Genomic DNA, 21,934 nt, shown 5'->3' with positions numbered 1-21,934 from the left:
CTTTTTCACGTCCAATCTCCATCAGTTGGGGGATTGGACTCCAAACCACGGTGCTACTCAAAAGTGGGGGGACGTCGGCTGGAACGTTGTATGTCGTCTACGCGAGCAGCTCTTGATGCATCTCATCAGTGCCGCGAGCACGCATGTTGCGCGTCCTGGCATCGTGCAGCTCTTTGCCGCCCCGTGAAGAATGGACAGCCTTTCGCCCGAAGATCGTTCGAGATTGATGGCGCGGATTCGGAGAAAGGATACGAAACCGGAGATGGTTGTCAGGCAGCTGACTCATGCGCTGGGATACCGATATCGCCTCCACGATCAAAGGCTTCCTGGAAGCCCGGATCTGGTCTTCCCATCGCGCCAGAAGGTCATCCTTGTTCACGGATGCTTCTGGCACCGTCATGTTGGATGCAGGCTTGCATACTTCCCCAAGTCGAACATCGAATTTTGGCGAACTAAGTTTGATGCGAACGTCCAGAGGGATCAGCGTGTGATAAAGGAACTGGAGGAAATTGGCTGGGACGCCTTGGTGATCTGGGAATGTGAGACCAGGGAGATTGAAGCGTTGGACTCGCGCCTGATTGGTTTTCTAGAGAACAAGAAAGAGGGCGATGTCCATGTCGATCGCTAGCCAGTTGGCACGAGGAAAGCTTGAGAGAATTGCTCAAGGCCACAAACCCAGGGTTCTTGAGCTCTGCTCGGGTTGCGGGGGGCTTTCTATGGGATTGAAGGCTGCCGGGTTTGAGCTCGCCGCACACGTAGAGCTCGATCGCGAAGCCAACGAGACCTACGCGCTTAACTTCGCGCCAGAGGGCGAGGATAAGCGTGCACAGTGGTCTCGTCCGCGTGACATGGTCAGACAGAACATGGCCGATCTCGTGGATGACTTTGGCCTGCCAAGCTCACCGCGTGATGCTTTCGATGTGCTAGCAGCAGGTCTCCCGTGCCAGGCGTTCGCGCGGATAGGTAGATCAAAGCTACGCTCGGTGACGGGCGATGTGGATGCGTTCAAGAACGATCCTCGCGCATCTTTATACCGGCGCTTCCTTCAGATTGTTGACGAGACGAGGCCGCTAGCCATTCTGATTGAGAATGTCCCTGATATTATGAATTTTGGCGGGCACAACGTCCCTGAGGAAATTGCTTCAAGCTTGGCGAGTCTCGGGTATGTGGCTAGGTACACGCTTCTAAATTCAGCGTTCTACGGTGTCCCGCAGCTGCGTGAGCGACTCTTCATTGTTGCTTTAGACGCGAGCCTCGGTGTCACCCCGCAATTTCCAATCCCGACGCACTTCATGAAGCTGCCTCGCGGCTACGAGGGTACGCGTGCAGTAGCGCTCAAACATGTCAAAAGGGAAGGTTCCCACTTCGTGCCGATCCTTACGCCCGATGAGGCGCTCCCACGTTCGGTGAGTGTCATGGACGCGCTCTCAGACCTGCCGTTCATTTCTGATCATTTGCGTGACACGTCCGTGATCCGCAAACGCAAGGTTCAAGATCGGATGTCTTATCGGGAGCAAGTCGCTCTGTCCTCCTATGCAAGGCTGATGCGCAACTGGAGCGGGTTTGCGACCACTGGCGATGTTAGTGGGAACGTCGTGAGGCTGACGGCACGGGACTTCCCCATTTTTGGCCGTATGCCGCGGGGGGGCGACTACCCGGTGGCATTGAGGATTGCCAGGAAAATGCTGGAAGAAAGGCTCTCGCAGGAGCGAGTGCGCCCCGGGCCGCTCACGCAGCGCTACATCGCCCTGGAGAAGGCGACTGTTCCACCATATAACGGAGACAAGTTTCCAAATAAGTGGTGGAAGCTGGATCCTGATGCACCGTCTCGGACGCTTACGGCTCATCTCGGAAAGGACACTTACTCCCATATTCACTACGACGGACGTCAGAAGCGCATGATCTCGGTGCGCGAAGCTGCTCGGCTTCAGTCCTTTCCTGATGCGTTCGAGTTCGCTGGTGCGATGAATGCGTCGTTTCGCCAGATTGGCAACGCAGTTCCTCCGCTGCTTGGCTTCTCCGTTGCAGATTCACTCCAGCAGACGCTTCGTCAGGCCGCCGCATGTTTGGTCCTGGATGAGTCAATTGCAGCTTGATCGGAGTCCACATTGAGGAAAATTTCCAACGATCAGCTCTCGACCGCGGATCTCTTTGTGGACTGCCTGTATCAGGGGGGGCGGAAGGGTAATGCAGGAGATGATCCCCTGCACCTGTTGCTCCCGGTGAGCAACCAGGGTGGCTTCCGTATCGTTGGCACGAAGCATCGGCCTAGACTGGTGGTACTCACTACTGGCCAGGATGATCCGGATTGGCCAGATGAAATCGACAAGGAGGTCGGCCAGTTCACTTACTTCGGAGACAACAAGCTCCCAGGCAGTGGCTTGCACGACACGCCCCGCTACGGAAATTTTTTGCTGAAGAACATGTTCGATCAAGCTCACGGAGGCGTTGATAAACGCATCGGCGTACCACCTGTTTTGATTTTCGCCAAGGGCGGCGCTGGGCGTGACGTAGTCTTTCTTGGGCTGGCAGTGCCGGGGAGCGAAAGTCGAGACCAGAACAGTGACTTAGTTGCAGTCTGGCGGCTTCGCAACGGGAGCCGGTTCCAGAACTATCGAGCGACTTTTACGATCCTCGATGCGCCTGTTATCAGTCGTCAATGGATAGCTGACGCGGCAAGCGGCAACCCGTTAGGGCCGTCTTGCCCAGCTGTCTGGAGAGCCTGGGTCGAAAACGGTGCGTTCTTTCCATTGAAGGCGCCGCGAGCGCTTGAATATCGGACGCGCAGTGAGCAACTACCATCCGATGCTTTCGGCAACGCAGTTCTCGCGCGCATACATACTTACTTCAGAGATGACCCTTACCGCTTCGAGGCATGTGCCGCGCGCTTGGCTCAAATGATGCTGCCGGCCATCGCAGGAATCGATATGACCCGTGCGATGCGTGATGGGGGAAGGGACGCAGTGGGTCGTTACCGAGTTGGTGAAGGTGCATCCTCAATTTTGGTCGACTTCGCGCTGGAAGCGAAGTGCTACCACCCTACAAAGTCAGTCGGTGTCAAGGAACTCTCGCGATTGATATCGCGGCTGCGTCACCGTCAGTTTGGCGTCCTTGTCACGACTTCATTTGTCGCATCTCAGGCTTATCAGGAGATCAAGGAGGATAAGCATCCTGTCTTGCTAATCTCTGCCGTCGACATCGTGAGACTTCTGGTTAGACATGGGATCAGGGGAGTTCCGGAGCTTGATGCTTGGTTAAGTGCCTTTTAGTTGTAGGAGCTCACGGAGGCCGTCGTCGCGGTGCCATGCACACGATCTTGATCTAAGGGGCCTGCAGCGATGATATCTGCATAGCTGAATTGACGCCGAGCTGTTGGCGCGCGTTGAAAATTGACCAGCAAAACAGGGTTCTGCTCGCTGAAAATTGACCAGGGTGTTCAACCTAGCCTGCCGGTGGTTCTGACTGGCAGGGAGACGAGGTGCACACCGCCAAAACCGGGGCCAGAGTCGACTTTCCGAGAAAGTGCACTTTGACCCCGGTTTTGCAGCTTTGCTTTTGCTACAGCGCTATCGGTTTGGCGCCAGCCGCCTTCAGCCGGGCATTGAGGTCGGCCAGATCGCTGCTCTTCAACCGCTGCCATGCCTCGATCGTGGCATCCAGCGTCGTCGACAGTTCGGCATACGATGCCTTCGCATCCTGGCTGGGGTCGGCGTCGGCGCCGTCGACCGCCTGTTGCAGCTTGGCCAGGTTCATCGACAGGGCGCGCAGGCTGTCGGTGCGTCGCGGTGGGGTGCCCATCGAGTTGCGCGGGTCGGGATGCACGACCACGCCGGACAGGTCCTGCGCCTTGGCCATCAGTGCTTCGACCTGGGCATGCAGCGTGGTCGGCGGCAGGGCGTCCAGTGCCTTGAGCAGCTTGCCCGCTTCGGCGCTGGCGCGGGCGGCGCGCGCCGAGGCTTGCTCCACCTTGCGCGCCAGTGCGAACTCGCGCTGCAGCGCGTCCGGGGACACTCGCACACGCGGGTCGGGCTTGACCTGCAGCGGCTGCCGGTAGCGCTGACCGTTCACCTGCAGCTCCACGGTGTACTGGCCGGGCGGTGCCCAGACGCCGCTTTTCTCCTGCGGACTGCCGGGTTCGGCGGGCAGCTGCGACGGGTAGTGCAGATCCCACACGAAGCGATGCATACCCGGTGCGGTGGACAGGCGCATCGGTGCCGGCACCCACTCCGGGGCCACGGCGAGCTTGGCCGGATCGGGCGTGGTCACCGGCTCGGCGCTGCTGAAACTGCGCACCGGCTTGCCCTGGGCATCGAACACGGTGAGCGTCACCGCGCCCTTCACCGTCTTCGGTAGCGCGTAGTCAATCATGGCGCCGTCCGGCGGATTGGCCGCCATGGGCTCGTCCTTCGGGAACGGCGTGCCGGTGAAGCTGGCGCGGCGAACGCGGATGGCGTCGGCCGGCCTGAACAGGGTCGCCGTGTCCGCGTGCAGGCCGGCCATCTGCCGCAGCGCGCTGACGTTGTCCATGATCCAGAAGCCGCGGCCGTGGGTGGCGATCACCAGGTCGTCCCCGTGCACGTCGATGTCGCGCACCGAGGTCATCGGCAGGTTCTGCTGCAGCGCTTGCCAGTGCGCGCCGTCGTCGAACGAGACGTAGATGCCCCGTTCCGTGCCGGCGTAGAGCAGGCCGCGGTGGTGCGGGTCCTCGCGCACCACGTTGACGAAGCTGTCGCGCGGGATGCCGGCGTCGATGCGCGTCCAGGCCTTACCGCCGTCGGTGGTGCGGTAGAGGTAGGGCGTGTCGTCGTCCAGCCGATGGCGGTCGATCGCCAGGTAGGCGGTGTTCGCGTCGAAGTGCGAGGGCTCGATGCCGGCCACCTTCGACCACGGCGTGAGCACCTGCGGCGTGACCTGCTGCCAGTGCGCGCCCTCGTCGTTGCTGCGCCAGACCAGGCCGTCGTCGGTGCCCACCCACAGCGCCTTGGCGTCGAGCGGTGAGGGCGCGATGGTGTAGATCACGCCGCGGCGCTTGTCGAGGTGGCTGTCGTCGGCCGCGGTGGGGGCGTCGAGGTTGGCCGGCACGCCGGCGTCCACGCGGGTCAGGTCGGGGCTGATCGGCGCCCAGTGCTCGCCGCCGTCGTCGGTGCGGAACAGGCGCTGGTTGGCGAAGTACAGCACCTTGTGGTCGCGCTTGGAGAAGGCCAGCGGCAGCGTCCACGCGGCACGGTAGTGCGCGGCGGGGTAGGCGAGGGTGGGATCGACGCTGCGGGTCTGTTCGGTGCGGGTGTCCAGCTTGTCCACCCGGCCGCCGTAGACGATGTCGGGGTCGTCCGGATCCGGCGCGATCATGTCGCTCTCGCCGCCGGCGGTGACCTCGTGGAACTGCTCCATGGTGATGCCGTCGCCGTTGCCGGTGCGGCTGGGCAGCGCCACCGCGCCGGAATCCTGCTGCGCGCCGTACACCCAGTACGGGAAACGGTTGTCGGTGGCCACGTGGTAGATCTGCGCGGTGGGCTGGTTGTACCAGCTGCTCCAGGTCTTGCCGCCGTTGAGCGTGACCAGTGCGCCCTGGTCGACGCCGAGGATCTGTCGGTCGGCGTCGGTCGGGTCGATCCACATCTGGTGGAAGTCGTCGCCGGTAGGGTCGCCCTTGAGCGCGATGAACGTTTTTCCGCCGTCGTCGGAGCGCAGCACGATGGTGTTCATCACGTAGACGCGGTCGGCGTTCTTCGGGTCCACCGTGAGCCGGCAGAAATACCAGCCGCGTTGCCAGATGCGCTGATCGGACGTCAGGTGCTTCCAGTGCGCGCCGCCGTCGTCGGAGCGGTACAGGCCGCCTTCGCCGGCCGGCGCATCGACCAGGGCGTACACCCGGTCCGGTTCGCTCGGCGCCACCGCGATGCCGATGCGGCCGGGATGGGCCGCAAAGCCGTTGCCCTGCAGCTGGGTCCAGTGCTCGCCGCCGTCGTGCGATACGTACAGCCCGCTGCCCGGGCCGGCCGAGGGAGGGTAGACGCTCCACGGCGGGCGGCGGGTCTGCCACAGCGCGGCGTAGATCGTGTCCGGATCGCCGGGCTTGAAGGCCAGGTCGATCGCGCCGGTGTCGTCGTTCTTGAACAGCACCTTGCGCCAGCTCTTGCCACCGTCGCGCGAGCGGAACACGCCGCGTTCGGCATTCGGGCCGTAGGCATGGCCGAGCGAGGCGACGAACACCACGTTCGGATCGCGCGGGTCGACCAGCACGCTGGCGATCTGCCGGCTGTCTTCCAGCCCGATGTGCGACCAGTGCCTGCCGCCGTCGGTGCTCTTGTACATGCCGTTGCCGTGCGCGATGTCCGAGCGCATGTCGGCTTCGCCGGTGCCCACGTAGAGCGTCTTCGGGTCGGACGGCGCCACCGCCAGCGCGCCGATCGAACCGACCTTCTCGTCGTCGAAGATCGGCTGCCACGTGCGACCGGCGTCCTGGGTGGCCCAGACGCCGCCGTCCACCGCGCCGAAATAGAAGTGCCGGTTGTCGCCCGGCACGCCCGCCACGGTCAGCACGCGCCCGCCGCGGAAGGGGCCGATCAGGCGCCAGTGCAGGTCCTGGTACAGCGACGGATCGACGGAGGCCTGCGCGGCCAGCGCCGTGGTGATCCCGAGGGTGAGCAGGGCGAGGCGATGGCGCAGACGCATGGGGGGGCTCCTGGGGCAGCAGGTTGAAGCGCTCAATCCATGCACTTTGCCAGTTAACCGGATCAGGTTCACTGGCTCCGCGGCCGGACGCGCGTCGCGCCGGGTTCTCGATGCGCGGAATCCGGAAGAACGTGCGCTCTCACTGTGAAAAGAGGGCGAAGAGTGCACTCTCTTGAGAGGCGACGCTGATCCCTGTTCTCTACGGCGAGGGCGCTTGTTCGTCGGAGCCCGTTCGGCCGCAGCCGCTTCTTGGCACGGGTTGGCACGATATCCGGCAGGCGCGCCTCGGTGCGGCGCGGCACCCTGGAGAGATCCCGCCAATTAAAAAAGGGGACGTGGCCAATCAAATGCGGCGCATTGCCATGGTCGGCCGAAGTGCTCGACGAAGTTGATTCGCCACGTCCCCATTTCCGCTGCTTTTTCCTTCGGGATGCCTGCAGTCTTTGACGCTGCGCCAATGCGCGAGATCAGCGCGATGCCGGTTCGCTAGGGGATCGCTTCATTCCCTCCCTCCCTTATGCTGTGGATCCAGCAAGAGGGGGAGGAGTCGCGCGTGTATCGGAACCGGCGACCGACGTGGATGGGATGTATCCGGGCGGCCTGCTTCGCGGTGCTGCTCGCCTGCGGTCCGGCGTTCGCGCAGGAAGCGCCGCGGTTCGAGAACCTGACCGTCGATGACGGTCTCATCGACAACTCGGTGTCGGCGATCGCGCAGGATGGGTTCGGGTTCATCTGGGTGGCGGGCCCCGAGGGACTGAGCCGCTACGACGGCCATGAGGTGCGGACCTACATTCATCGTGCGAGCGACCCGCATAGCCTGCCGCACAACGATGTTCGAGCCCTGGCCGTCGATGCCTCGGGGCGGCTGTGGATCGCCACGCTGGGCGGGGGCCTGGCGCGCTACGACATGGCGCATGACCGCTTCGACGTGTGGCGTGCCCAGCCGGACCATCCGACGGGCCTCCAAAGCGACGCGTTGACGGCACTCGCCTTTGAAGGCGATCGACGCTTGTGGATCGGCACCAGGAACGCGGGCGTCGCGGTCCTCGATCTCAAGTCGGGCGCGTTCTCGCGCTTCCTCCCGGATCCGAAGGCCGTGGGAGCCTTGCGCGGGAGTCGCGTCGACGACCTGTTGACGACGCGCGACGGGACGCTATGGGTCGCAGGTGCCGGTCACGGTCTGTACCGCTTCGATCCGGCCACGAAGCACTTCGAGGAGGTGCTGGGCAGTTCGCAAGGCGGTGCGTCGACGGTGGATCGGCGGATCCGTCGACTGGCCGAAGATGCCCGCGGCCGGCTGTGGCTCGGGACGTCGAGCGGTCTGGTGGAATGGGATCGCAACGCCGGTCGAGCGATCGTGCACCCCGGCGCACCGCACGGCGCCGTGCGCGACATGGTCGCTGCCGACGAGGGCCTGTGGCTGTCGGTGCCGGGAGAAGGCCTCGAACTGTTCGATCCCGGAACGGGACGGACGCGCGTGTTCCGACACCGGCCCACCCAGCGTTCCAGCTTGCTGTCGCCTTACACGTCGGCGCTGCTCATCGACCGCGGCGGGGTGTTGTGGATCGGCACCGATCTCGGCGCGAGCCGTCTCGATCGCCGCCACCAGGCGTTTCGCAACTACCAGGTCGATCCGGGTCGCCCCGGAGCCCTGCCGGACAACAACACCTGGGCGGTGGGGCAGCGGAAGGACGGCAGCCTGTGGATCGCGACCAACGGTGGCGGCGTGGTTCGGTTCGATCCGGCGACGGACAGTTGGCGCCAGTACCGCCACGACCCTGCCGATCCCGGCAGCCTGGCCAGCGATGCGACGCAGGCCATACTGGTCGATAGCGCCGATCGGGTTTGGGTCGGGACGGCGGACGCGGGCCTCGACCTCTACGATCCGCAGCGCGATCGATGGATCCACCATCGCGCCAGGAAGGGCGATCCCGGCAGCCTCTTCAATGACGCGGTGTATGCCGTGCGCGAGGCGCGCGACGGCACGATCTGGGTCGCGCTCGAGCACGGCTTCGATGCCATCGATCCGGCGACTGGAAAGATCAGCCACCCAGCGGTCATCAAAGGGGATCCCGACGGCGGCGTCCTGGCGACGATCTTCGACGTTGCCGAGACGCCCGATGGCCTGGTCTGGGTCGGCAGCTTCCTCAACGGGCTGTATTCCCTCGACCCGGCCACCCGCACCTGGACCAAGTTCCGACCGGACCCGCAGATTCCCGACAGCCTCGGGTCGATGCGCGTCAACGTGTTGCTCGCCGATCGCCAGGGCCGGCTGTGGGCCGGCACCAATACCGGGCTCTACCGCCACCTCGGCAAGGGCAACCACTGGCAACGCTATGGGGTGGCCGAGGGTCTCGGCAGCGACAATATTTCCTCATTGTGTTTCGATGCGGCGGGCCGGCTCTGGGTGGGCACCACCCGGGGCCTCAGCCTGCTCGACGTCGACACCGGTCGTGCGACCACGCAACGCGCCGAGGACGGGCTGCCGTCATCGGAGATCTCGTTCCATGGCGTGACGGAACTCGCTGACGGCCGGCTCGCCATCGCCACCGCCAACGGCTTCTCGATCTTCGATCCGTCGTTCAAACCCGCCGCCAGGACGAGCGCGCCGAACGTGGTGCTCACCGGGCTCGAGCTGTTCAATCGTCCGGTGGAGATCGCTCGCCCCGGCGCGGGTCGGAAGTCGGGCGAGGCGGATGGCGCCTTTCGCCTCGACCAGTCGATCACCACCAGCAAGCAGCTCACCCTCGGCCATCGCGAGAACCTGGTCAGCTTCGAGCTCGCGGAGCTCGATTTCGGGCGTCCCGCGGCGACGCGGTATGCCTACCGGCTCGAGGGTTGGGACAACGAGTGGCTCGAGACCTCGGCCGGTCGCCATACCGCGACCTATACCAATCTTCCCGGCGGAACCTACCGGTTCCTGATCAAGGCGGCGCCTTTTGGCGAAGACTGGGGCAAGCCTCGATCGGCCCTCCAGCTGACCGTGCTGCCGCCGCCGTGGAAGACCTGGTGGGCCTACACCCTCTACGCCTGCCTGGCGTTCTCGATGCTGGCGGCGCTGGTGATCGGGCTCTACCGCCGCGCCGAGGCGCAGCGTCGGCGCGCGGAGCGGGAAGAGGCGATCAACGACCAGTTGCGGCGCATCGACCGGCTCAAGGACGACTTCCTCGCCAATACCTCCCACGAGCTGCGCACCCCGTTGCACGGCATGATCGGCATCGCCGAATCGCTCGCCGACGGGGTCACCGGCACGTTGCCCGAGGCGACCCGCAGCAATCTCTCGATGATCATCGCGAGCGGGCGCCGTTTGAGCACGCTGATCAACGACCTGCTCGACTTCTCCAAGCTCAAGCACCACACGGTGGCGCTCGAGCGCAGCGCGGTCGACCTGCATCCGCTGGTCGAGGTGGTGCTGGCCCTCTCGCGCCCCTCGGCACGGGGGAAGCAGCTCGCGCTGGTGAACGAGGTGCCGGCGGATTTTCCGCTGGTGGACGCGGACGAGGGGCGTATCGAGCAGGTGCTCTTCAACCTGGTCGGCAACGCGATCAAGTTCACCGACTCGGGCAGCGTGACCGTGACGGCCGCGATGGCGGACAGCGGCGATGCGCCCGGGTGGGTCGTGCTGTCGGTGCGTGACACCGGCATCGGCATCGCGCCGGAGGATCAGGAGCGGGTGTTCCTGTCCTTCGAGCAGGTCGACGGCGGGGCGACCCGGCGGTTCGGCGGGACCGGACTCGGTCTCGCGGTCAGCCGGCAATTGGTCGAGTTGCACGGGGGCGCGCTGACGCTCGAATCCACGCCGGGCGTGGGCTCGACGTTTTCGTTCACCTTGCCCGTGGCCGCAAGCCAGGCCGCTCGCGATGATGTTGCGGCGGTCGCCGGAGCGCAGCCATCCATGCGTGCCGTCGAGGAGGCCGACGCATGGGAGGCGGCGTTACCGCAGAAACAGGAGGCGTCAGGGCCCGGCGGGCATTCGGTGCAGTCCGGGGACGTGCCATCGGAGCGGTTCACGGTGCTGGTGGTCGACGACGAGCCGATCAACCGCCAGGTGTTGCGCAACCACTTGCTGCTCGAGGACTACCACGTCGTGGAAGCCTCCGGGGGTGAGGAGGCGTTGGCGGCGTTCGCGGACACGACGCCGGATCTCGTGCTCCTCGACGTCATGATGCCGCGCATGTCCGGTTTCGAAGTCTGTCGTCAACTGCGGCAGGCGCACCGTCCCGCCGACCTGCCGGTGATTTATCTGTCGGCACGGACGCAACTGGCGGATCGGCTCAGCGGCTTCGAGAGCGGCGCGAGCGACTACCTGACCAAACCGGTTGCCAAGGCCGAGCTGGTGGCCCGGGTTCGCACCCATCTCCACCTGCTCGACACGCATCGCAACCTGGAGAACAAGGTCGCCGAACGCACCGAGGAACTGCAGCGCCTCAACGCCATCCTGGAGCGGTTGGCGGCGATCGACGGCTTGACCGGGCTGGCGAACCGGCGGCGCTTCGACGAGGCCTTCGCGCACGCCTGGGCGGACCACCAGCGGCGCGGTGCGTGGCTGTCGATCCTCTTGGTCGACATCGACTATTTCAAGGGATTCAACGACCAGTACGGGCACCAGCACGGCGACGCCACCCTGGTGGCGGTCGCGCAGGCCCTGGCTAGTGGCGTGGAGCGCACGATCGATGTCGTGGCCCGCTACGGCGGCGAAGAATTCGTGCTGCTCCTCCCTGATACGCCGCCTGCCGGCGCGCAGCGTGTGGCCGCCGGCCTGCTCGATGCCGTGAGGTCGCTCCAGATCGAGCACGTCGCGAACCAGGCCGCACCCCACGTGACGATCAGCATTGGCGTTGCGGCCGAAGTACCGTCCGTGACTGCGAACCCTGCAGAGCTGATCGCGTCAGCCGATGCCGCCCTGTATCGAGCCAAGGAGACGGGCCGGGACCGCGTCGTGATCGCTGGCTCCTAGGAGCCCTTGGCCAGGCTCGCTGCAAAAAGGGGGCTGAGTGCACTTTCTCGAAAAGTGGATGGTGCCCTTACCCCTTCCGACGTCGAGGTTTTCAACCCGCGCAAGGCGGACTGGCCTCCTTCCGGCGCAATGGAAAGATCAAGGGCGGCGCCTGCCGTGGCGTTTCACTTCTTTGCCGGCCGCTTCCCCACGCCCGGCTTCGAAGTGATCTGCCGCATCCACGCCGTGATCTGGTCTTCGTCGATGTCGTCCAGCGAGGCCAGCTCCACGCCGCGCGTCGCCTTGCCCATGGCGACGGGCGTCACCGGCGGCACCGGGTCGAGCGTCGTGCCGTTGACGAACATCAGCTTGACGTGGCTGGCGAAGGCGCCGCAGCTGAAGCACCAGCCGTCGCCGACGCCGTAGTACGCCATGCCCCATTTCACGCTGCGCTGCAGGCCGGGCAGGGTGTTGGCGGCCAGGCGGTCGATGTGTTCGGCGATGGCGCGCTGCGGTTGCGGCAGGCTGGCGATGTAGGCGAACACCGGCTTGTCGCCGACGGCGGCCTTGGCCTGGCTGGCCTTGCCATTCATGGTTTCCGGCAGGGCGATACCGGCGGGGGCGCGTTTGGCGGCGGGCTTGCTTACGTTCACCGTTGCGGGTCGCTGCGGCTTTTCTGTCTTGCGGGTCACCATGGCGGACTCCGGACGGCTTCGGGCTCCCTTGGGCGACGATCAAGCACCTGCCGGATCGACACGAGTACGCAAGATGGGGGCGGGCAGGGTGCGCTCTCTTGAAGTGTCGACGCCGCCTCTCGTTCTTCTCCCCCGCACTTGCCCGTCGTGACAAAGGCTAACGCTTGCAACCCAATTGGGCTCTCACGGCGGCCATGCGGTCCGGGGGAATGGTGGCTGCCTGGGACGGGGTTAGTTTTCCTTCGTCCTCGCGGATCATCGCGAAGCTGCCGTCCGGTTGGCGCATCCAGGCCAGGTAGCCGCAATAGAACGCAGCGCTTGCGTAGGTGGCGGTGTAGTCGGCCGTCGCGTACCAGCCTGGTGGGGCCCCGGGCGGGTGGTCGTACCAGCTGATGGCGATCACCTCGCGGCTGCTGACGGGGCCCGCTGCTGCGTTGAATGCGCGTCGCGCATCCTGCCATTGCGAGTGGGCCATCATGCCGCGCGTCGGTTCGGCCACCATCGCCAGGGCACTCTTGAAGTCGCCTCGATCCTTGGCCTCCAGGTAGGCGAGCGAGCGCTTCCGGATGATCTCCTGGTCGGCCGGGCCGGGGTGCCAATCGTCGTTCTGTTGCGGCCGAATCGGGTCCGCTGATCCGGAAGCACCGCAGATGACCTGTTGGACGATGGTGATCTGCGGTGTCGCTTCACTGTTCCCTGGGGCTGCCGGCGCAGAAGTCGAAAACGTGTAGTGGCCCAGCGAGTAGGGCTGCTTGCCGCAGCGCCTCGCCGCCTCGGGCGCCAGAAGCCGTTGGGCGGTCTCCACGTCGGTGCTGCCATCGAAGGTAGCGGTGAGCTCGTAGTGGCCAGGAGACGGCTGCTGCACCCGGATGGCTTGCCCGGTGCTGGCAAGTGCGAATGCGGGCAGGGCGACCAGGACACCGAGACAGAGACGGACAAGCATGCGAGATCCTTTCGAGCATGGGCTGGTGCAGCTGGCGCAGGCTAGCACTGCGGCGTGAGGTCGTTGTGCGGACGGCTGAATCGGCAGGGGTATGGCGTTCTCCGGTGCGCTGGACAACCTCGCCTGTGCGGCAGTGGCCCGGTCGGTCGAGCTCGGCAGGGCGGTCAAGGTGATTCAGGCAAGCGATGCCAGCGGTATGGGAGCGGCTGCGGACCGACATGCGGCCGCTCGCAAACGGTACGGAGGGAATTATGCCGAGCGGATGGCGCCCGTTTCGTCCCTCTTTCATTTTCCGGCTGTCGCGCTGCGCTCTTCCTTCCTCCCCGCAACCGTTCCTGTGGCAGCGGTATCTCCTTCGGGCACACCCCTCTGCGAGTTGCTGCCATGTCTCTACGTCTTGTCCTGCTGTTGTTCTGCTGCCTGCCTCTGTCGGCGCTGGCGCAGGCCATGCCCACGCCGCACGCTGAAACTGCCCCCGACCGGCAGGCGATTGCACTGCGGACCGATCCGGCGCGGCAGGCGCTGGATGCGTGGCTGGTTGCATTCAACAGCAACGAGCGCAAGCAGCTCGAAGCCTTCCGCGATCGTTACCAGCCGACGATGGATGTCGACGGCATGCTCGATTTCCACCGCATGACCGGCGGTTTCCGGCTTCTGCGGCACGAGCTGGCGGCATCGGGTTCAGCGCAGATGCTGGTGCAGGAGCTCGACTCCGACACGGTGGCGAGGGTGAAGGCAACATGGCGGGCGGGCCAGCCGCTGGTGCTCGACATCGACAGGATCGAGCGCCCCGCGGACCTGCGCATCCCGCGCCTGGATCAGGCCGCCGCGCTCGATGCGCTGGCTGCCAGGGCCGACGCCATGGCCAAGCAGGACGCGTTCGCCGGCGTGCTGCTGGTGGCGCGTGGCGGAAAAGTGTTGCTGCAGCGCGCCTGGGGCCTGGCCGATCGCGAAGCCGGCAAGCCGGCGACGCTGGACACGAAGTTCCGGCTCGGATCGATGAACAAGATGTTTACCGCGGTAGCTACGCTGCAACTGGTGCAGGCCGGCAAGCTATCGCTCGATGGCAGCGTGGGCCAGTACCTGCCTGACTACCCGAACGCCGACATCGCGAAGGTGACGATCCGCCAGTTGCTCACGCATACGGGCGGCACCGGCGATATCTTCGGGCCGGAGTTCGACAAGCACCGGCTGTCATTGAAGACCCACGACGACTATGTCCGTCTGTACGGCGCACGCGGTCCGGACCATCCGCCCGGCAAGGGGTTCAGCTACAGCAACTACGGCTTCGTGCTGCTGGGCGACATCATCGAACACGTCAGTGGCCAGTCTTACTACGACTATGTGAACCAGCATGTGTTCGCGCCGGCCGGCATGCGCAACAGCGGTTCGCTGCCCGAGGAGGTGGACGTGCCTGGACGCGCACAGGCCTATACCCGCAAGGATGGCGACACCGCGTGGACCAATGCGGCCGACACCCTGCCGTACCGTGGCACCGCGGCCGGGGGCGGATACAGCACCGCCGGCGACCTGTTGAAGTTCGCGCAGGCGCTGCAGTCCGGCAAGCTGCTGTCGCCTGCGCTCCTGGCGGAAGCTACCCGCAAACAGACGCTGGTGTGCGGCTACGGTTTCAATGTCGCCGATGAGCAGGGCGTGCCGGTCTACGGCCATGGCGGCGGCGCGCCGGGCATGAACGGAGAACTGCGGATCTTCCCGACGCTCGATGAAGTGGTCGTCGCCCTGGCCAACGTCGACCCGCAAAGTGCCACGCGCCTGGTTGAGTACTATCAACTCCGGATGCCGCTGTCGAAGTAGGAACGGCTCCATGTCCCCGGGCGCGGTTCGATGATGGCTGCGAACACGCGCAGAGCCGGGACGAGGGCAGGTTCACTTGTCCCATGGCCGGACGTGAACCTGCCCCAGTTCTCGAGACGCGGAATCAGGGTTGGGGCGAACGTGCACCATGACGGTGGCCGTGTGACATGGACAGCCGCGCGGCGGCGCGCTAGAAAGGTCGTTTTCCGCCAGCCGGGGAGTTCTCCATGCGTGTAGCGACATCAATCCTCCTGGTCGCCGCGACGTTGGCGGCAGGCGCCGCACAGGCCGGCACGCCGTCGGCCGCGTCGCCTGCAGCGGCACCTCCGGTGGCGCTGGCGCCGCAAATCAATGCGACTGATTTCGCGACGTTCGACAAGACGCTCAGCTCCGATGCGTTCGGTGGCCGCAAGCCCGGCACGCTCGGCGAGCAGCGCACCACGGCCTGGCTGGTGGAGCAGTTCAAGCGCATGGGGCTCAAGCCCGGCAACCATGGCTCGTGGTTCCAGACCGTGCCGGCCGACTCGATCACCCTGCTCAACCCCGACGTGACGTTGCGCATTGCGGCGCACAGCAAGGAAACGAGCTTCGCCTATCGCACCGACATGATGGTGCAGACGCTGCAGGCGAAGCCGCTGGTCGACCTGAAGCATTCGCCAGTGGTGTTTTTGGGCTACGGCGTGGATGCGCCCAATTGGCACTGGAACGACTACCAAGGCGTCGACGTGAAGGGCAAGACGGTGATCGTGCTGGTCAACGATCCGGGCTTTGCCAGCGGCGATCCCAAGCTGTTCAACGGCCGCGCCATGACCTACTACGGGCGCTGGACCTACAAGTACGCCGAGGCGGCGCTGAAGGGCGCCGCGGCCTGCTTCATCGTGCACACCAGCGATGCGGCGGCGGGTTACCCGTTCAGCGTGCTGCAGAACAGCGGCAGCGGTCCGCAGCTGAGCCTGCCGACCCGTGTCGACCCGGCACCGCGGCTTCCGGTGGCCGGCTGGCTCACGCATGACGCGGCCACGCGGCTGTTCGCAGCGGCGGGTTTCAACTTCGACCAGCTGGCGGCAGCGGCCGGCAAGCCGGGCTTCAAGCCGGTGCCGCTGAACGCCACCGCCTCGGTGACGCTGCACGACAAGATCGGCCACATCGAATCGCACAACGTGCTGGCGATGGTGAAGGGCCGCACCCGGCCGGACGAGGCGGTGATCTACACCGCCCACTGGGACCACCTCGGCACCGACCCCAACCTGAAGGGCCACCAGGTCTACAGCGGCGCGATCGACAACGGCACCGGCCTCACCATGCTGTTGGAGCTGGCCGACGCCTTCGCCCACCAGAAGACGCCGCCGCAGCGCAGCGTGCTGTTCTTCATGCCCACGCTGGAGGAATCGGGCCTGCTCGGCTCGCAGTACTACGCCGCCCGGCCGGTGTTCCCGCTGGACAAGACGGTGGCCGACATCGCCGTGGACGCGCTGCCGATCATCGGCCGCGCGCACGACATGACGGTGATCGGCAAGGGCCAGTCGCAGCTGGAGGACATGCTGGCCGGCGTGCTGAAAACCCAGGGCCGGGTGATCTCGCCCGAGACCACGCCGGAGAACGGCTTCTACTTCCGCTCCGATCATTTCAACTTCGCCAAGGCCGGCGTGCCGGCGATGCTCGCCAGCTCGGGCCTGGACCTGCTCGATGGCGGCAAGGCCGCGGGCGAGAAGGCCGCCGAGGACTACACCGCGCACCGCTATCACACGACGAACGACGTGTTCAATCCGAACTGGGACTACTCCGGCATCCTCGAAGACACCCAGGCGCTCTACGACCTGGGGCGCGAACTGAGCCGCACAGGCGTGTGGCCGCAGTGGTATTCCGACAGTCCGTTCCGCGCGGCGCGCAGGAAGATGATGGTGCCGGGTCCGAAGGGGAAGCCGGGCGGCTGATCTCCAAGCGGGTACTCGAACGGGGCAGGGTCGATGCCCCCAAAAGCGCTGGAGGCCAGCCCGCGAGCGGCCTCTCCGCGCAAACCCGTCACGACATACGCCGCCCTCGTCTGCACAAGCCAAGGAAGCGCCCAGATGAGCGGCCAGGAACAACTGCCCAGGCCAAAACGTGTCGGCCCGCCCAATGTCGCTGCGGTGGTGTTGGGCACCGTGCGTTACGAAGCGCTGCCGTGGGGGCGTGAGCACGGCCTTGGCCAGAACCGCGGTTACGTCGTGGCAAACGACCTGACTACAGGGCACGAGCTCTGGCGCCCGGGTCTACCGGATCGACTACCTACCAGCACTGGAAGCCGATGTGCAGGACATTTTCGCGGCGGATAACGGTAACGCACTGCTCGTGACAGACGAACGTGGCAGGGCATTCCTGCTCGACTTGTCGACCCGCGAAGCGCGGCCGGTGCTCATATTGCCATGGCAGGGAGAGGAGGTATTTCCTCGAAAAGTCGATTCTTCCGACGTTTCCCTCCCCCTGTTTTCTGAGTCTCGGACCCGGGTGCCATCCGATCACTTGCCGGTTGCGGTCCGGTCGGCCTGTTTCATGTCCGGTGTGGCCGCGTGCTCCCGACCGCACGGCCGCTGGGACATCCAGTGGCCGGAGCAAGCTTCAGTCGCCAGTGCGGTGATCGTTGCTTGAGTAGGAGCGACTGAGCCAAACGCAAGAACTTGGGTGGCGTGTATGGGGGGGCTCTTCTGTGAGCATGCGATACAGACTTCCGAGACGCAGGAGCCTATCATCGAGCGGTGGTTGGGGACGTGCGCGCGCTCGTTGTTTGTCGTAAGGAAACGGTGCGAGGAGCGAATCGGATCATTGGACTGCGGCGGAGGGGCACGGCGCTGCTGTGAGCTGGTCAACGGCCCACGTCTGGTTGGCTGAGAGCGCACTCTGACCCTCGTTTTCTGTTTGGATGTCGCAAGAAGGTCTTTTCCACAAGGACTCTTCGAGGAGGCGCGACGATGAAGTCGGTGGCGCTCGATCCGTTAGATGCCGGCTCCGCCGCGTCCTTGGCCGGCATGCTAGGCGAGCCTGTGCTTCGGGCATCCCTGTTTGGTGGTCGCGGCCGTATCAATGAAGAGCTTGCCGCGCGACTCTGGTCGCCTATCGCTGGTGATGACGCTCGGTGGGCAGTGCGATGTGTTGATTCTGGGCGCGTTGTCGGTGGCATAGGCGTTGCGTGCGAGCAGGTGAGCATGTTCGTGGGCACCGATTTCCAGGGGCAGGGTTACGGCCAAGCTTCTTTGGCTGCATTGTTGTTGTTATGCCAAGCCCGGGGACCCTGGTCCGTTTTGAATGCGTGGACGGTTCGCGGTAATCGTGCTGCGCGGCGTGTGTTTCAAGCAACGGGTTGGCGCGAACTCGGAGTGTGTAAGCAGGATCGAGGGATGCCAACCTTGGTGCATTACTGCAGTCTTCCCATTCGATAAGTCACCCGCAGGGAAAAGGCCATGGAACAAGTCAAGGAAAAGACCGAGGTAAAGCACGACCCGGCATTGACCAAGGATACTTGGTGGCACAGCTTCAACGCCGAACGCGTGGATGCTGACTACACCGCCACGTCGGACCTGGAAGAGCTGCCGTCTGAGGTCCAAGTTGCCTTGGGCCTATTCGTTTGCGACTTCAAGGGGCTGGGCGAGGAGGACGTCAATTGGAACGTGACCCGCATTAGCAAGGACGGCAGGACCCGTTTGAACGGCCCCAAACTGCTCAATGGTGGCCAGCGTTCGGGCAAAAAGGGGTGTGGCGAGGACGCGCTTTGGGCCGTGCCGAAGGATCCCAAAAATAAAAAGAACATAGTCGTTGCAAAGGGCTCTGCCGAGTTCTGCTACCTCGAGATCATCTACCTGATCGATGCTGGCCTTTGCCCGTGTAGGCGATGTTGCAAGTCTTTTATTGCCTTGGCGGAACGCACGAGGTCGATCATCGTGGTCAGGCCGATGGTGGACTATGAGTTGATCAGCAAGAACCGCACGGAGCTGGCGCGCGACCAGACCTTTCTTCTGCTGTTCCGTCCGGGCGTGAATACCTTCCTGGTCTGCCATACCGCGGCTAACGAGGCTCCCGCATCGCCGCTCCCACGCGATCTGACCGTGCATCCGACCAAGGCCTGGTGCACTTGCACCAGTGCCACCTGCGGGCTCGCCTTCACTGCCAGGTTCTCGCACGAAAACGTGAAGGCACTAAGGGTGAAGAAGAGCAAGCACGGCGGTTTGGTAGTAGAGGCCACTTGCCCTCATTGCCATATGACCGGGGAGATGACGGTCGTCGCGCAGGGGATTGGGGCATTCCCGCCAAGTACTGTCGACATTTACCACTGACGAAAGCGGGGAAAATAGAAGGTCAGAGCGCACTTTATTCCGGCCGCTGCGCCATCGAGGTGGCGAAGTTCGGACGTGATTCTTGGTCCTGATCGCGCAGTGCTTGGCCAAGCAGCGCGTCGTAAAGCTCCAAGCGAAAGCGTAGGCTCAGCTGCAGCATGCTGGCCCAGTAGCAGAGCATCAGGAAGGCGATTAGCAGGATTTGCGGCCAGTGCAACTGGAGGGGCCAATGAAGGTCTTTGAGCTGCAGAAACAACCCTGCGATGAGCGGAAGGGCTCCCAGCTTCTCGACCCCTCCGGTCAGGAGCGGCAGCTTGTTCCGCATCCGGTCCAACCGATGGGCGCAGTAGGTACTCAGAAGCTCCAATCGTCCTCTGGGGAATCTCTTTAGCCATCCAATGAGCCCGATGTAGTGCGGTAAGTCGAAGTCCAGTGTTTCGGCATACTGCTGGCGCTCTTTGGATGGTCGCAGGTTCAGGGTCGGAAGCTCGGCAATCCACGCGATCGCAAAGGCGATCACCTCCACGGCAAGCAGCACGCCGGTCACGATCAGAGCCGTGATGCTGGTGGGGAACATCTTGGCAAGGAGCAGCCCAGCTAGCGCTGCGGCGATGCCGATCCCCGTGCCCCATATCGTGCGGCGAGTGGAAAACACCTGGTATGAGGGATGCTCCGGTATCTCCTCGATACGTCTTTCCAATGCGCTGAAAGTGAGCTTTTTCGTTCCCATGCGCGAAAGCGCTCCTTGTCTTTCGTATGAGGTCCTTGACGCTGGCTAGCTGCCAACCCGTGCCAAGTAGGTGGTTGCTTCCAAGTGGCAGGCGTCTTCAATCGCGCCGGACAGGGCGAAGATGCGGGGCCTGTCCCTGAAGCTGAAGACGCGATGGAGCTGATAGCGCTCGGCGTCAGCCCTGGATCGTGCCAGTTCGTTACGGCTGACGTAGAACGGCGTCAGCTCGCCGAAACCGGTCGTCTTGACCTCGATCAGCCGCTCGCGGCCGTCTTCTTCGAACGACAGCACGTCGAAACCGAGGCCGTCGCCTCGTGTCGCGGCGACGTGCTCGATGCGCTTGCTGAGCACCTTCTTGCCGGCGGCGTGCAGGCGGCGCGCTTCCAGTTCCAGGACGAACAGTTCGCCGGCGCGCCCGAGCGAGCGGTTGCGTGCTTCCTGGGCGAGGTAATCCCGTTTGGCGGGCGAGAAGCTGGGCGCGTAGTTCGCTGGGGCTTCACGAATGCGCGAGGGTTTGGGCATCGATACCCAGACAGATGCTCCGTCGGCGATGGCGATGGCGGCCGCGGGGCGTAGCACGGCCGCCTGGGCGGCGTCCTGTAGATCAGGGCGCAGCTGGACTTGCGCCTCAACCACGTCCAGCAACATGTGCTGGTAGTTGCCGCGCGGTTTATAGCCAGGGATGTAGGGGTAGTTCAGTTCCAGCATCACCGCACTGATGTTGCAGTGCTTGAACTCGATGGATGGACGGCTGCGCCCCTCGAGCTTCTGCATCAAGCGTATGGCGTGCTCGGTCTTGCTGTAACGCTGGCCGTTGAGCTGAAGCGTCAACATCGCGAGGTAGTCGGCCACGCAGGCTTCCACCTCCAGCCGAGACCATTCCTCTCCTGTTGCCACGTGCGCCCCCTGATCAGCCAGGCCAAGCGTAGCCAATTTCAGCGCGGGCGTGCGCTTTGACATTGGGACCAGGCGATACAGGCGGGGAGTGGCGGAGGTAGTGAAGAGCGATCAATGGTCTCTTTTCGCTTTGTGCTCGACCTGTCCCAGGTGGCAGGCGCGGCTGGCGGCTTGCCCGCTGTTCCGCTTGCCATGCCGACACGTGTCGAACGGCGACGAGTCCGTTCGTCGTGATGAGAGTGGCAGCCATCGGGGTTGCGTGGCCTCGGGGCATGACATGAGCAAGTACCTCATCTACTTCAACCAGGCGTGGGTCGGGGAACACAGCGACGCATGGTTCGCCGCCCGCGTTCCGTTGGCGCGTGCGGTGGTGGGCGAGATGAAGACGGCGGGCGTCCATGTGTTCGCCGGGGGATTGGAGGAAGACCCGCTGGAGGCGTTCAGCGCGGATGCCACCAGCGGCACGTTGAGGTTCACCGACGGGCCGTACGTGCGCCATCCGCAGTTCCTGGGTGGGTTCACCGTGATCGACGCGGCCGACGAGCAAACGGCAAGGCATTGGGCCGGCAAGCTGGCCGAGGCCTGCGGCTGGCCGCAGGAAGTGCGCCGGTTCAAGCCCTGAGTCCGGGGGCGGACGGAAGCGGGTGGCAAGCATCCTCGACAAGTCGATATTGCTTCCTTTCCCTGCTGCTCGGAGCGTCGAGAGGGAGCATGTGACCGCGCTCGCCCCACCAGTCGTCCACGCGGCTGCCTGGGTTACTTGTTCAGCCTTTCACGCGCGCGCCAAGACCAAGCCGTTCTGACCGAGGGGAATCCACGTGGATACTGCGACAACGTCTTCCGCCGTACACGCCGCAAGCGACGGGCTGCCGGCCGGGCGCCTCCGCCTCGAATCGATCGACCTGCCAGGCCGGCGCGCTGGATATGACCTGCAGG

At 64.5% G+C, this 21,934-nt stretch carries 15 protein-coding genes; 10 read left to right on the top strand and 5 right to left on the bottom strand.

The features are described 5' to 3' along the window. The 4 genes from C693_RS24115 to C693_RS23175 form a co-directional block, all read left to right on the top strand. Window positions 1-187: hypothetical protein (locus C693_RS24115; RefSeq protein WP_206740662.1), on the top strand; the 187-nt coding region annotated here is incomplete at its 5' end. A gap of 3 nt (window positions 188-190) precedes the next feature. Continuing rightward, window positions 191-628, top strand: coding sequence for a very short patch repair endonuclease (locus C693_RS0117280; protein WP_043599187.1), 438 nt, complete (start codon window positions 191-193; stop codon window positions 626-628). Further along, a complete protein-coding gene (locus C693_RS0117275; RefSeq protein WP_052329415.1) occupies window positions 609-2,096 on the top strand; it encodes a DNA cytosine methyltransferase in 1,488 nt (495 codons plus the stop codon). Before C693_RS0117280 ends, C693_RS0117275 begins: the two co-directional genes overlap by 20 nt. 12 nt (window positions 2,097-2,108) lie before the next feature. Beyond that, window positions 2,109-3,269, top strand: coding sequence for a restriction endonuclease (locus tag C693_RS23175; RefSeq protein WP_083868354.1), 1,161 nt, complete (start codon window positions 2,109-2,111; stop codon window positions 3,267-3,269). Window positions 3,270-3,558: 289 nt separating this feature from the next. On the opposite strand, the gene C693_RS0117270 is transcribed toward C693_RS23175, so the two are convergent. After that, entirely contained in the window at window positions 3,559-6,675 is a 3,117-nt protein-coding gene (locus C693_RS0117270) for a WD40/YVTN/BNR-like repeat-containing protein (protein ID WP_017463537.1), read from the bottom strand. A 553-nt stretch (window positions 6,676-7,228) separates the two neighbouring features. Here C693_RS0117270 and C693_RS22755 point away from each other — a divergent pair. Further along, complete coding sequence (locus C693_RS22755; protein WP_198506895.1) at window positions 7,229-11,632, top strand: diguanylate cyclase; 4,404 nt, start codon at window positions 7,229-7,231, stop codon at window positions 11,630-11,632. 164 nt (window positions 11,633-11,796) lie between these two features. Here the strand turns inward: C693_RS22755 and C693_RS22125 are convergent, their stop codons facing one another. Together C693_RS22125 and C693_RS0117255 are read right to left on the bottom strand one after the other, a co-directional pair. Continuing rightward, entirely contained in the window at window positions 11,797-12,306 is a 510-nt protein-coding gene (locus C693_RS22125) for a DUF1801 domain-containing protein (protein ID WP_017463535.1), read from the bottom strand. Between the two features lie 157 nt (window positions 12,307-12,463). Continuing rightward, window positions 12,464-13,249: a DUF4019 domain-containing protein gene (locus tag C693_RS0117255; protein WP_017463534.1), complete on the bottom strand. Its 786-nt coding sequence runs from the start codon at window positions 13,247-13,249 to the stop codon at window positions 12,464-12,466. 384 nt (window positions 13,250-13,633) lie between these two features. Between C693_RS0117255 and C693_RS22120 the strand changes: the two genes are divergently transcribed. From C693_RS22120 to C693_RS0117240, 4 genes are all read left to right on the top strand, one after another. Further along, window positions 13,634-15,064, top strand: a complete 1,431-nt coding sequence (locus tag C693_RS22120) for a serine hydrolase domain-containing protein (protein WP_083868352.1) — start codon at window positions 13,634-13,636, stop codon at window positions 15,062-15,064. A 227-nt stretch (window positions 15,065-15,291) separates the two neighbouring features. Then, on the top strand, window positions 15,292-16,998 hold the full coding sequence (locus tag C693_RS0117245) for a M28 family metallopeptidase (protein WP_026107515.1): 1,707 nt from the start codon (window positions 15,292-15,294) through the stop codon (window positions 16,996-16,998). A gap of 1,014 nt (window positions 16,999-18,012) precedes the next feature. After that, entirely contained in the window at window positions 18,013-18,480 is a 468-nt protein-coding gene (locus C693_RS24435) for a GNAT family N-acetyltransferase (RefSeq protein WP_083868351.1), read from the top strand. 21 nt (window positions 18,481-18,501) lie between these two features. Further along, complete coding sequence (locus C693_RS0117240) at window positions 18,502-19,371, top strand: hypothetical protein (RefSeq protein ID WP_017463531.1); 870 nt, start codon at window positions 18,502-18,504, stop codon at window positions 19,369-19,371. Between the two features lie 34 nt (window positions 19,372-19,405). Here the strand turns inward: C693_RS0117240 and C693_RS0117235 are convergent, their stop codons facing one another. Together C693_RS0117235 and C693_RS0117230 are read right to left on the bottom strand one after the other, a co-directional pair. After that, window positions 19,406-20,101 carry a hypothetical protein gene (locus C693_RS0117235; RefSeq protein WP_017463530.1) on the bottom strand — a complete coding sequence of 232 codons (696 nt, stop codon included), beginning with the start codon at window positions 20,099-20,101 and terminating at the stop codon, window positions 19,406-19,408. Window positions 20,102-20,146: 45 nt separating this feature from the next. Beyond that, window positions 20,147-20,953, bottom strand: a complete 807-nt coding sequence (locus C693_RS0117230; protein WP_241762697.1) for a DUF3883 domain-containing protein — start codon at window positions 20,951-20,953, stop codon at window positions 20,147-20,149. Window positions 20,954-21,275: 322 nt separating this feature from the next. Between C693_RS0117230 and C693_RS0117225 the strand changes: the two genes are divergently transcribed. Then, entirely contained in the window at window positions 21,276-21,620 is a 345-nt protein-coding gene (locus C693_RS0117225) for a YciI family protein (RefSeq protein ID WP_017463528.1), read from the top strand. The last annotated feature ends 314 nt before the right edge of the window (window positions 21,621-21,934 follow it).

This window comes from Dyella ginsengisoli LA-4, from assembly GCF_000334915.1.
Taxonomy (GTDB): Bacteria; Pseudomonadota; Gammaproteobacteria; order Xanthomonadales; family Rhodanobacteraceae; genus Dyella_A; species Dyella_A ginsengisoli_A.
The sequence above is the reverse complement of the archived record's forward strand: the minus strand, read 5'-3'. Positions and strand labels throughout refer to the sequence as shown.